Origin of the sequence: Nocardioides pantholopis, assembly GCF_003710085.1 — a bacterium.
In the GTDB taxonomy this organism is placed as follows: domain Bacteria; phylum Actinomycetota; class Actinomycetes; order Propionibacteriales; family Nocardioidaceae; genus Nocardioides; species Nocardioides pantholopis.
This window is the reverse complement of record NZ_CP033324.1, coordinates 1,893,119-1,904,987: the sequence shown is the minus strand read 5'-3', so window position 1 is coordinate 1,904,987 and position 11,869 is coordinate 1,893,119. Positions and strand designations below refer to the sequence as shown.

General features: G+C 74.8%; 9 protein-coding genes. 5 read left to right on the top strand and 4 right to left on the bottom strand.

Features of this window, described 5'->3' with window-relative positions:
- Positions 1-4 precede the first annotated feature (4 nt).
- A complete protein-coding gene (locus EBO35_RS09105) occupies positions 5-1,048 on the top strand; it encodes a right-handed parallel beta-helix repeat-containing protein (RefSeq protein ID WP_164477878.1) in 1,044 nt (347 codons plus the stop codon).
- A 35-nt stretch (positions 1,049-1,083) separates the two neighbouring features.
- On the opposite strand, the gene EBO35_RS09100 is transcribed toward EBO35_RS09105, so the two are convergent.
- From EBO35_RS09100 to EBO35_RS09090, 3 genes are all read right to left on the bottom strand, one after another.
- On the bottom strand, positions 1,084-1,626 hold the full coding sequence (locus EBO35_RS09100) for a CG0192-related protein (RefSeq protein ID WP_122817428.1): 543 nt from the start codon (positions 1,624-1,626) through the stop codon (positions 1,084-1,086).
- A 52-nt stretch (positions 1,627-1,678) separates the two neighbouring features.
- On the bottom strand, positions 1,679-2,101 hold the full coding sequence (locus EBO35_RS09095; protein WP_122817427.1) for a DUF3224 domain-containing protein: 423 nt from the start codon (positions 2,099-2,101) through the stop codon (positions 1,679-1,681).
- A 141-nt stretch (positions 2,102-2,242) separates the two neighbouring features.
- Positions 2,243-2,773: a hypothetical protein gene (locus EBO35_RS09090; protein ID WP_122817426.1), complete on the bottom strand. Its 531-nt coding sequence runs from the start codon at positions 2,771-2,773 to the stop codon at positions 2,243-2,245.
- 337 nt (positions 2,774-3,110) lie between these two features.
- Between EBO35_RS09090 and EBO35_RS09085 the strand changes: the two genes are divergently transcribed.
- Entirely contained in the window at positions 3,111-4,211 is a 1,101-nt protein-coding gene (locus tag EBO35_RS09085) for a magnesium transporter CorA family protein (protein WP_206422725.1), read from the top strand.
- A gap of 254 nt (positions 4,212-4,465) precedes the next feature.
- Here the strand turns inward: EBO35_RS09085 and EBO35_RS09080 are convergent, their stop codons facing one another.
- Complete coding sequence (locus EBO35_RS09080; protein ID WP_122817425.1) at positions 4,466-7,084, bottom strand: M12 family metallo-peptidase; 2,619 nt, start codon at positions 7,082-7,084, stop codon at positions 4,466-4,468.
- Between the two features lie 127 nt (positions 7,085-7,211).
- On the opposite strand from EBO35_RS09080, the gene EBO35_RS09075 reads away from it, so the two are divergent.
- The 3 genes from EBO35_RS09075 (at position 7,212) to EBO35_RS09065 (ending at position 11,868) form a co-directional block, all read left to right on the top strand.
- Complete coding sequence (locus EBO35_RS09075; protein WP_122817424.1) at positions 7,212-8,432, top strand: MFS transporter; 1,221 nt, start codon at positions 7,212-7,214, stop codon at positions 8,430-8,432.
- 92 nt (positions 8,433-8,524) lie between these two features.
- Positions 8,525-10,648 (top strand): ArnT family glycosyltransferase, encoded by a 2,124-nt coding sequence (locus tag EBO35_RS09070; RefSeq protein WP_122817423.1) that lies wholly within the window; start codon positions 8,525-8,527, stop codon positions 10,646-10,648.
- Positions 10,645-11,868 (top strand): bifunctional glycosyltransferase family 2/GtrA family protein, encoded by a 1,224-nt coding sequence (locus tag EBO35_RS09065; RefSeq protein WP_122817422.1) that lies wholly within the window; start codon positions 10,645-10,647, stop codon positions 11,866-11,868. The genes EBO35_RS09070 and EBO35_RS09065 overlap by 4 nt, the downstream gene beginning before the upstream one ends.
- Position 11,869: the final 1 nt, after the last annotated feature.

Sequence of the window (11,869 nt, the reverse complement as noted above, 5' to 3'; positions counted from 1 at the left end):
GACCGTGCGAACGATCCTGGTGACGCTGCTGCTGATCGCCGCCGGCGGCATCGTCGCGCCGGTCACGCCAGCCGCGGCCGCCCCGGTTCCCGCCGAGCGGCAGGCGCAGCGCCTGATCGCCGTGCGGACCTCGGCCGGGCTCACGGCCGCGCTCGCGCGGGCGCGTCCCGGTGACGTCATCGAGCTGGCCGACGGCACCTACACCTCCGAGGGCACCCGGGCGCCGCTCGCGCTCGGAGGCCAGCACTACTCCGGGACGTTCGTCGCCTCCGCCTCCGGCACGGCCCGGCGCCCGATCGTGCTGACCGGCTCGCGCCGCGCCGTGATCGACGGCGACCCCGGCGGCGACGGGACCGGCACCCGGTACGGCCTCTACCTCGCGGGGGCTGCCCACTGGGAGATCCGCGGCATCACCGTCCGCAACGTCGCGAAGGGGATCGTCCTGGACCGGTCCCGACGCAACCTGCTCCGCGGCCTCGCGGTGCACACCACCGGCGAGGAGGGCATCCACCTGCGCGCCTCCTCGCGGCACAACACCGTCCGCGGCAGCGTCGTGCGCCGCACCGGGCTCGTGGACGCGGACTCCGGCGAGGGCATCTACGTCGGCAGCGCCCGCTCCAACTGGCACCGCTACTCCGGTGGCCGCCGCGACGCCTCCGACCACAACCGCATCCTCGGCAACCGGATCCGGCGTACCGCCGCGGAGAGCATCGACGTCAAGGAGGGCACCCGCCTCGGGCTGCTGCGCGGCAACGTCCTCGACGGTGCCGGGATGCGCGGCGCGTGGGCCGACTCCTGGGTCGACGTGAAGGGCAACCGCTGGCGGGTCGAGCGCAACCGCGGCACCCGGGCCGCGGCCAACGGCTTCGAGGTGCACGTGGCGGCCCGCGGCTGGGGCCGGCACAACGTCTTCAGCCGCAACATCGCCGTCGTGCGGGCCGCCGGCCACGGCTTCTGGGTGCAGCATGGCGCCCGCGGCACCCGGATCCGCTGCGACAACGTCGTACGCCGCGCGCGGGCCGGCTTCGCCAACGTCCGCTGCTCCTGACCACCCGGCCGCCGGGCCGGGCGTCAGGCCGGTCGTCAGCGGACCGCCACCACGGCCTGCCCGTCGGGCCAGGTGGCGACCAGCTGCTCCCGGCCCTCGGGGGTCTCGCCCAGCACCTCGGCCAGTCGCAGGTCGCCGGCCCCGGAGGCGGACCCGAGGACGCGACGGATGCGCACCACCGGGTCACGTCGGCCGACCAGCTCGCCGCCGTCGTAGACCTCCACCACCGCCTGCTCCTGATCACCGGCCAGCGCCCGCAGGAAGCACCCCACCGCGACCGGGTCGCCGCCCGCCTCGTAGATCCACCGCGTCCCGAGCACGGAGTGCTCCGCCGTGCCGATCAGGTGGCCCTCCGCGCCGGTCAACGGCGCGTCCCGATAGGTCAGCGGCACCTGGAGCACGCTCGAGTCCCGCCGGACGAGGAGCGACTCCACCCCGACGGCACCGTCGGGGTCGTCGAGGCGATAGCCGCCGATCACGTCGACCTCGCCGCTGCGACCCCAGGGCTGGCGGTCGAGCCAGGCCGTGACGATCTCGGGCTTGGTCGGGGTCAGGGTCGCACGGTGCACGATGGCCACCGGACCAACCTAGGCGAGCCGGAGCCGCACGGCTACGGCCCGGCGGGCGTGCTCACTGGCCGAAGGAGTAGTCCAGCTCGAGGTGGTGGGTGCCGTCGGCCTCGACGACGATGCGGCCAGCGCCGGCGATGCCGGCGAGCTCCCCGGTGCCGCTGTCGGGCACGACCACGAGGTGCTCGTCGTAGCGGTCCGAGCCGTGCGTCGACGCCGCATGCACCACGTTGAACGTGCCACGCCGGCCACCGAGCGCACCCTCGACCGCCTCGAGCGCGGCGTACGAGCCGTGCCCGGTGTCCGGGTTCAGCGATCCCAGGAACCAGGTCATCGACCGCCCGCTCAGGTCGCCGGTGAACGTCTTGACCATGTGTGCGAGGCCCGCGGGCGCCGCCGTGGCCGGCGCCGCCACCCCGCCCAGCTCGGCCGGCGAGCTCGCCGGGGTCCAGTGGGAGACCGTGAAGGTGGAGGTTGCGTGCATGCCACGAACCTAGCGACGCGGTGCCGGGCGCGGCTTGGACGAATCCGACAGGGAAGGGCGCAGAACCCCGGGCTCTCCCCCACCGCAGCTCGCCGGGTCCGACCGCCGGCGGCGTGCCGATCGGAGCGAGTCCGAGACCCCCTACGCGGCGGCCTGCGCCTGCCGGCCGACGTCCAGCAGCGCGATCGCGACGCCCGCACACAGCTCGACGACCGGAGCCGCCGCCAGGGAGGAGTGGTCGGCGATCTCGAAGAGCGCACGGGCACAGCCCTGGTCGAAGCGGTTCGGTCCGCCCCCGGAGGCACCGGCGATCAGCTGCCGGAACCGCCGGTCCCCCGCGTCGGCCAGCGCGGTCAGCTCCCGGGACAGGGCCGGGCTGGGCGCGGGCGCGGCGTCCGCCCCGGCGGTGTGGGCCGCGAGCCGGTCGGTGGCGGCGCCGAGACGCGCGATGCCGGCGACGAACGCCAGCTCGCGGGCCAGCTGCGGCGCGGGGACCCAGGCCCGGCGGCGCAGGGCCGCCTCCGCGTCGGCCACCTGGGCCTGGCGCAGCCGCGCGCCGGCCAGCACCGCGGCCGCAGAGCCCCGGTCGGCCTCGAGCACCGCGTGCAGGCTGGTCAGGAATGCCTGGTGGGTGCTGCGGAGCAGCGCGTCGATCTCGGCGTATCTGTTCACGCCCCGCACCCTGGCACCAGGCCGCCGGGCCGGGAGCCTCCTTGACCGGCCCTTGACGCGAGTTGTCGCGATCTTGTCGCCCGACCGGGCGACCCCGTCGACACGCCGGCACTCCTCCCACGGCAGGACACCGGCGGACCCGCGAGACGCCGCGTCAGGATTGCGTTAAGAGCAGGCCCAGGGGCCGCGCCGCGTCCCAGGATGGGCGCCCAGACCGCAGCCTCGCACCAGCGGTGCGTCGGTCCCACCGGTCAGGAGATCGCGCCTTGTCGGCACCACACCAGCCCGCCACCGCCCTCGTCCTCGTCCTCGTCCTCGCCCTCGTCAGGAGCCCCTCGTGACGACGAAGCTGGCCACCTGCGCCGGCGGTCCGGTGACGGTCCGGCTCATCGCCGCCGGCGCGGACGACGCCGGCGCGGTCACCGAGTTGCCCGTCGACGCGCTGCCCGCGCTGCTGCAGCGCCCGGACGGCGTCGTGTGGGTCGACGTGACCGACCCCCGCGACCCCGAGGCCGGTCGGGTCCTCGGCGACCTGCTCGGGTTCCATCCCCTCGCCGTGAAGGACGCGCGCGAGCGCAACCGCGTGCCCAAGGCGCACGGATACGCCGACCACGTGTTCTTCATCATCCACAAGCCCGAGCTGGGCGAACGCGGTCACGTGCACTACGTCGAGCTCGACCTGTTCATCGGGCACCGGTTCCTGGTCACGGTGCACGGACCGGTGAATCCACGGGTGCCGCCGGAGGTCGCGGTCCGCGAGACGTCCGCAGTGCTCGCCAGGATCCGCGACGGCAGGCTGGAGCCACGGTCCCCCTTCGAGCTCGCGTACGCCGTCGTGAGCACGCTGGTGCGCCAGCAGGAGGACTTCCTCGAGACCGTCACCGCTGATGTGTGGCGGCTCGAGCAGCAGGTCACCAGTGGGCGGCTCGGCGACCCGGAGGCGTTCATCGAGGAGCTCTTCGAGGCCCGGCACCAGCTGCTCGCGGTGCGGACGATGGCAGCGTTGGCCCACGCCATCTGCGGCAGCGTCGCGACACTGCCGAAGATCACCGAGGGCGGAGGTCACTGGGTGGGCCAGATGTCGGCCGAGTTCGGCAGGGTCCGCAGCGTCGCCGACGGCGAGCGCGAGTACCTCGACGGCGTCATCGACTTCTACCAGACGCTGTTGACGCTGCGCTCGTCGTTGGCGACCCAGCAGCAGAACGAGGCCGCTCACCGCCTCACCGAGGCCAGCTACGCCCAGAACGAGGAGATCAAGAAGATCTCGGCCTGGGCGGCGATCCTGTTCGCACCCACGCTGGTCGGCACCGTCTACGGCATGAACTTCCAGCAGATGCCCGAGCTGGGCTGGGCCTGGGGCTACCCGTTGGCCCTGCTGATGATGCTGTGCACCTCGGTGGCGCTGCACCGGGTCTTCCACCGCACCGGATGGCTCTAGCCGCCCCTCGACATCCGGGTGCGGCCCCGAGAAGCCGGGTCCGCGCGCCCGGCGGGCGCCAGGAGCAGCGTATGTCCTGGGCCCGCTGGGCACGGCGGGGTGAGCCGGCCCGGTCGCTGCCGGGCGACCAGGTCAGGTCAGGACGTTAGGCGGGTGAGCGCTCGCCCGTCCGGTCTTGACGCGGACCTGATGGGGCTTCGCGCCGTCTTGACGCGGGCCCGCCCCTCGGGCCCGGGCAGCAGGCCCCGTGGCCGCTACCGGATCCGGAACGGCGCGTCGTTGACGTCGAAGAAGTAGTTGCCGACCGCCGAGACCATGAGCCGCGCCGACGCGGTGGCCCGCCGCGGCATCCGGACCCGCGTCGACCCGTCGTTGCGGGTGCGCGCCACCACGGTGCGCCAGGTGGTGCCGCCGTCGGTCGAGAGCAGGACGCGGACCCGGGGGGCGAGCCGGCGGGTGCCGTTGACCTGCCAGCGGACGGTGGTCCGCTCTCCCCCGCGGACCGAGCCGCCGGTGCGGAACGACGAGACCAGGAAGGGGCCGGCGTCCGGGTCGAGCCGCAGGGTCACGTCGTCGTACCCGTAGCCGCCGCCCTCCGGGGCGCCGTCGCGGGCCGTGAGCCGGAAGCGCATCGCCGCCCGGGAGGCCGGGGTGCCGGCGGAGCCGACGTAGCCCGGCACCGGCAGGAACTCGGCGTAGCACTCGACGACCGGAACCGGGACGACGACGTACACGTCTGGGTCGTCCGGCGGCGCCGCCGGACACTGGCCGGTCTCCGCGTTCGTGTTCCCGGCGAGGACCTGCGCCAGGTCGGGGAACGTGCGCGTCGGGCTCCGGCCGGCGAGGTTCTGGCCCGGTGACGGGCTCTCCAGCGCGTCCTCGGCGCTGACGTCGGCGTAGGTGCCGAAGACCCGGAACAGCGGGCCGTCGACCTTGGCGTTGTCGACCAGGGCGGTGCCGGTCTCGCCGCCCACGTCGTTCTGCTCCCACAGGTAGCTCAGCGGGTCGCCGTCGGCGTCGCGGCCCTGCCCGGTCAGCGTGAACGGCGTCCGGACCGGGATCCTGCGGTCGCCGGGGGCCCGCACCCGGGGCGCCCGGTTGCCGGTGGTGTTGACGTCGAAGCCGGTGTTGCGGACCTCGCCGCCGCGGGCGGTCTCCCCGACCCGGGCGGTGACCCCCGGCGAGGTGGTCCCGACCAGCAGCGAGGCCATGTCGGTGCGGTCGCTGTCCTCGGTGTAGGGGTCGGCGTCCCCGGCGAACATCACCTGGAAGCCGGAGTCGTCGGGCTCGGTCAGGTCGGCCGGGATCTCGCCGCCCTCCTCGTAGATCTCGCTGTAGGGGTCGTAGCCCCAGCCGGCGACCGTGACGTCCTCGCCGGTCAGGGACTCGATCGCCGCCTCGAGGTTGCCCCGGTTGTACGCCGTGGGGCCGGTGCCGCCGCGGACCAGGGTGACCGACGGGGTCGGGCCCGGGTAGTCCAGCGTGATCGACTCGCCGTCGGTGTCGAAGCCGGTCAGCGAGACGTCCTGGACCTCGACCGGCGCTCGGGCGGGGGTGGCGGTGTAGGCGCCGATCTCGGTCTGCGAGCGCTGGGAGAAGTACGGGTCGCTGTGCGGCTGGATGTTGTCCTGGCGGCAGATCCCGGCGTACGCCATGATCGAGGACCCCGACCCCGGCTCGACCGACGTCTCGGCGTTGCGGTTGCCGCCCGAGCAGTTCCAGCGCACGCCGTTGAAGGTGTGGTTGCCGCCGAACTGGTGGCCGAGCTCGTGGGCGACGTAGTCGATCGCGTAGTAGTCGCCGATCGGCGTCGGGATGCCGGTGCAGCCCTGGCCCTTCTCGATGCCGCCCACCACGCCGAGGCCGGCGATCCCGCCGCCGTTGGTGCCCAGGGCGAGGTGCCCGACGTCGTAGTTGCCGGCGCCGACCAGCTGGCCGAGCACGGTCTGGGTGCGGACCAGGGTGCCGACGTCGCAGTAGGCGATCTGCCCCTCGACGTAGCCCGGGGCCTCGAGGTCGTCGGTGAAGCACGGGTGCGCCCCGCACGGCCCGTTCGGCCCGGTCGCCTCGGCCGCGGTGGCCAGGCTGAGCCGGTCGGTGTTGTCGACGAGCACCAGCTTGATCGCCAGGTCGTCGTTGTAGACCTGGTTGACCCGGTTGATCAGCGTGACCTTGGCCGCTGTGACGTTGGCGGGACCGAAGTACCCGGCGTACGTCGGGTCGGAGAGCAGCGCCAGGCGGTAGACCCGCTGCCGCACGGTCGCGCCGCCGGCGATCCGCTCCGCGCGCCGGGCGATCGCCGGGGCGAGGTCGGGTGCCTCGCGCTCGACGAAGCGCCGCTCCGGGCGCGGCAGCGCGCGGCCGAAGTAGCTGAGGTGCTCGGTGGTGCCCCGGCGGTCGTAGGCGGGGTCGACGTACCAGGTCCCCTTCCCGCCGGGCGGCCGGACGGCGGCGTGGAAGCCGAGCGGGGTGACGTCGAGCGCCACGGTGGTGCCGGGGTTGTCCAGGGACCGGCCCGACCAGGTCCGGATCTCGGGGTGCGCCGCGGCGAGCGACGCCTGCATGATCGCGGTGCGCTGCACGGCGAACCGCTCCGTGCCGCCCCTGGGCGTCGGCACCCGGAAGGTCGTCGCGCCGGCGGACCCGGCGCGCGGGGCCGAGCGCAGGTCGCTGCGGACCTCGCCGGTGTCGACCCGCACGGCCTGGTACTCCCGGGGCCGGACCCGCACCTTCGGGCCGGTCGCCCGGAAGCCGGTCAGCGTCTCGAACGCCGGGTCGTCGGGCGCCGCGTCGGCGGCTGGCAGCCCGGCCTGCAGCAGGGCGGCGGTGAGGACTCCGGCGGCGACGGCCGAGGCGGTCTGGAACAGGCGCATGACGACCTTCTCCCCCCGGGCCCGAGCGGCCAGCGGTCCTCGCACTCTAAGTCCGGGCCGGGGCGCTGCCTAGGGGGCAGCCGAGAAGGCCGTTGCACGTGCTCAGGCAAGCACCTACGGTCGCCCGGTGCCCGCCTCGTCCCCGACTCCGCGCCGGGCCCGGGCCGGGGTCTCGCTGCTGTTCTTCACCAACGGCGTGCTCTACAGCGCGTTGCTCCCGCGCTACCCCGAGATCAAGGCCGACTTCGGCCTGAGCAACAGCCAGTTCGGCCTGCTGGTGGTGGCCTTCCCGGTCGGGGCGATCCTGGCGGCGGCGTTCGCCGGCGCCGCCGTACGACGTCTCGGCACCCTCCGCATCACCGCGTACGGCTCGGTCGCGCTCGCCGCGGCGATGACCGTCGCGGGCGCCGGCTCGCAGGTCTGGGTCTTCGTGATCGCGATGCTCGCCGCCGGCGCGCTGGACGCGATCGTGGACACCGCGCAGAACGTGCACGGCGTCGTCGTCGAGCAGTGGCGCGGCCGGTCGATCCTCAACTCGCTGCACGCGCTGTGGAGCGTCGGCGCCGCGACCGGTGGCGCGGTCGGGGCCGCGGCGGCGGCAGCGGACATCGGCGTGGGGACCCAGATGGCCGTCAACGGCGCCGTCTGGGCCGCGGTCGCCGCTCTCGGCAGCGTCCTCGCCGTCGTCCCCGCCGACGTCCGGGCCGGCCTGCGCGAAGGGCCGGCGCACCAGGTGCGCCACGCGGCCGGACACGCCCCCGCTCGCCGACGCGCCCTGGTCCTGCTCGCCCCGCTGGTGGTCCTCGCCAGCTGCGGCACGCTGGTCGAGGACATCGCGAACAACTGGGTGGTCCTCTACCTGGGCCAGGAGGCCGGAGCCCCCACCGCGGTCGCCGGTCTCGGGCTCACGGTGGTCCTCGGCGCCCAGTTCGTGGGACGGGTCCTGGGCGACCCGATGACCGACCGCTGGGGCCGCGACCCGGTCGCCCGCGCCGGCGGTCTGCTCATCGCCGCGGGCGCCGCGCTCGCCGTGCTCGCCCCCGCCTATCCGCTCGCGCTCGTCGGGTTCGGCCTCACCGGGCTCGGCTGCGCGACGCTCGTCCCGGCCGCGTTCGCCGCCGCCGGCCGGGTCCCGGGCCTGCCGGAGGGCACCGGCATCGCGGTCATCGGGTGGCTGATGCGCCTGGGATTCCTGGTCACCTCACCGACGGTCGGCTGGCTCTCGGACGCCACCAGCCTCCGGGCCGCGATGGTCGTGCCCCTCGGCGCCGGCCTGGTGGCCGCGGTCCTCGCCCACGCGGCCGTGCAGCGCACCGGGTCCGCCACCGTGCCGGCCGGCGCCCGGTAGGAGAGCCGGCGCAGGTCGGTGCCGTCCAGCCTCACAGGAGACCCATAGCCAGGTCACGGGACGGCCCCATCGGGGGATCCGACCCTGGAGGCATGACAGCCAACGCCGTACCTGCCGTCTCCACCGGCCCCCGGCCGATCGACACCGCCCCGACCGACACCGCCCCGATCGACACCGCCCCGATCGACACTGCGCCGTCGCCCGCCCGCCGATCACGGCGCCGCTACCGCCTGGGCCTGGCCGTCCTGCTGGCCGGCACCGCCGTCCTCTACCTGTGGGGCCTGTCCGAGTCCGGATGGGCGAACAGCTTCTACTCCGCGGCCGCGCAGGCCGGGTCGGAGTCCTGGACGGCGTTCTTCTTCGGGTCCTCCGACGCCGCGAACAGCATCACCGTCGACAAGACCCCGCTCGCGCTCTGGCCGATGGCGCTGGCGGTCCGCCTCTTCGGGCTGTCGTCCTGGTCGATCCTGGTGCCCCAGGCGATCGCTGGCGTGCTGGCGGTCTGGCTGCTGACCGCCACGGTCCGACGCACCACCGGCTCCCCCGGCGCCGCGCTGCTCGCCGGCGCCGCCCTGACGCTGACCCCGGTGGCGGCGCTGATGTTCCGCTTCAACAACCCCGACGCCCTGCTGGTGCTGCTCCTGGTCGCCGCGGCGTACGCCGTGCTGCGCGCGGTCGAGGCCGGACCGGACGGCACGGTTCGACACCCGGTCCGCTGGCTGGCCCTGGCCGGCGCGCTGGTCGGGCTGGCCTTCCTCGCCAAGATGCTCCAGGCCTTCCTGGTGCTGCCGGCGTTCGCGCTGGTCTACCTGGTCGCGGGGCGGCCCCGCCTCCTGAAGCGGCTCGGCCACCTGCTCGTCGCGTTCGGCTCGATGGTCCTGGCCGGCGGCTGGTGGGTCGCGATCGTCGAGCTGTGGCCCGCCTCCAGCCGGCCCTACATCGGCGGCTCCCAGCACAACTCGATCCTCGAGCTCACCCTCGGCTACAACGGCTTCGGCCGACTCAGCGGCAACGAGACCGGCGCCGTCGGCGGCGGCGGTCCCGGCGGCCCGTCGTGGGGCGAGACCGGGCTGGGCCGGCTGTTCGCCGGCGAGATCGGCGGCCAGATCGCCTGGCTGCTGCCGGCAGCGCTGATCCTGCTCGTGGCCGGCCTCTGGTTCACCCGCGGCCGCGGTCGCACCGACCTGACCCGCGCCGCGCTGCTCCTGTGGGGCGGCTGGCTGCTGGTCACCGGCCTGACCTTCAGCCTGATGGCCGGCATCTTCCACGCCTACTACACCGTCGCCCTGGCGCCGGCGATCGCCGCGCTCGTCGGCATCGGCGCCGCGCTGGTCTGGCAGCACCGCCACACGGCGGCCGCCGGCGGCGTCGCCGTGGTGAGCGTCGCCGCGACCGTGGTCACCGCGTTCCTGCTGCTCGGGCGCAGCGCCGACTTCCTGCCGTGGCTGCGCTGGCCGGTGCTCGTGGTCGGCGTGCTGGCCGCGCTGGTCCTCGCCGGACTCGCCTGGCTGCCCCGCCGAGCGGCCGCCGCCGCGGCGCTGCTCGCGCTGATCACCGCCCTGGCCGGCCCGACGGCGTACGCCGTGCAGACCGCCGGCACCCCGCACACCGGCTCGATGCCGACCGCCGGCCCGACGGTGGCCGGGAGCGGCCCCGGCGGCGCCCCGGGCGGTGGTCCGGGTGGTGGTCCGGGTGGTGGTCCGGGCGGTGCTCCTGATGGCGCGCTCGGCGGCCCGCCCGGCCAGGGCCAGTTCCCCGGGCAGGGCCAGTTCCCCGGGCAGGCGCAGCCGCCGAGCCAGGGCCAGGCGCCCGGCCAGGGTGGCGGCCCCGGAGGCCTCCTGCACGGCAGCGAGCCGACCTCGGAGCTCACGGCGATGCTCGAGGAGGACGCCGAGGACTACACCTGGGTCGCCGCGGCCGTCGGCTCCAACAGCGCGGCCGGCTACCAGCTCGCGACCGAGGAGCCGGTGATGGCGATCGGCGGGTTCAACGGCTCCGACCCGAGCCCCACGCTCGCGCAGTTCCAGCAGCACGTCGAGGACGGGGAGATCCACTACTTCATCGGCGGCGACGGCTTCGGCCCGTCGATGGGCGGCAGCGACGCCAGCAGCGAGATCGCCGCGTGGGTGGCGGAGAGCTTCGCCTCGACCACCGTCGACGGCGTCACGGTCTACGACCTGACCAGCCCGATCAGCGACACCGGAGGTGTGGCATGAGCGCCCTGCTGTCGTCCGCCCGCCCGGCGTTCCCGCCGGCCGCGGCTCCCGGCCCGCTCTCGGTGACGCTCGACGTGGTGATCCCGGTCTACAACGAGGAGCGCGACCTGGCCCGGTCGGTCGAGCGGGTCCGCGAGCACCTCGCGACGCTCCCCTGGTCCAGCCGGGTGACCATCGCCGACAACGCCAGCACCGACGCCACCGCGGTGATCGCCCGCCGGCTGGCGCACGCCTACGACGACGTCCGGGTCGTGCACCTGGCGGAGAAGGGCCGTGGCCGGGCGCTGAAGCGGGTCTGGTCCACCTCGGACGCCGGGGTGCTCGTCTACATGGACGTCGACCTCTCGACCGACCTCAACGCGCTGCTCCCGCTGGTGGCCCCGCTGCTCAGCGGCCACTCCGACGTGGCGATCGGCACCCGGCTCGCCCGCGGCGCGCGGGTGCAGCGCGGGCCCAAGCGCGAGCTGGTCTCGCGCGGCTACAACGTGCTGCTGCGCGGGACGCTGCGCGCCCGGTTCTCCGACGCCCAGTGCGGGTTCAAGGCGATCCGTGCGGACGTGGCCCGCGAGCTGCTGCCGCTGGTCGAGGACGACGCGTGGTTCTTCGACACCGAGCTCCTGGTGCTCGCCGAGCGCGCCGGCCTGCGCATCCACGAGGTGCCGGTGGACTGGGTCGACGACCCCGACAGCCGGGTCGACATCCTCCGCACCGCACTCGACGACGTCCGCGGCATCGTGCGGGTCGGCCACGGCCTGCTCTCGGGGCGGCTGCCGGTCTCGGAGGTCGCCGCCCGGCTCGGCCGGGCCTCGGCCGACGCCGGCGGCGGCCGGCTCGGCATGCAGGTGGTGATGTTCGGCCTGGTCGGGGTCGCCTCGACCGCGGCGTACGCCGTGCTGTTCCTCCTGCTGCGCGGCGTGACTTCCCCGTTCCTCGCCAACCTGCTGGCGCTGCTGCTGACCGCGATCGCGAACACCGCTGCCAACCGGCGCCTCACGTTCGGACTGCGCGGCCGCGCCGGCGCCGTCGGGCACCAGCTGCGCGGCCTCGTGGTCTTCGGCGTGGGGCTGGCCGTCACCAGCGGATCGCTGTGGCTGCTCCAGGCCACCGGCGTCGACGACCACCACGTCGAGGTGGCGGTGCTGACCGTGGCCAACCTGCTGGTGACGGTCCTGCGGTTCGTCGCGATGCGGGCCTGGGTCTTCGCTCGGCGCCGGCACTGAG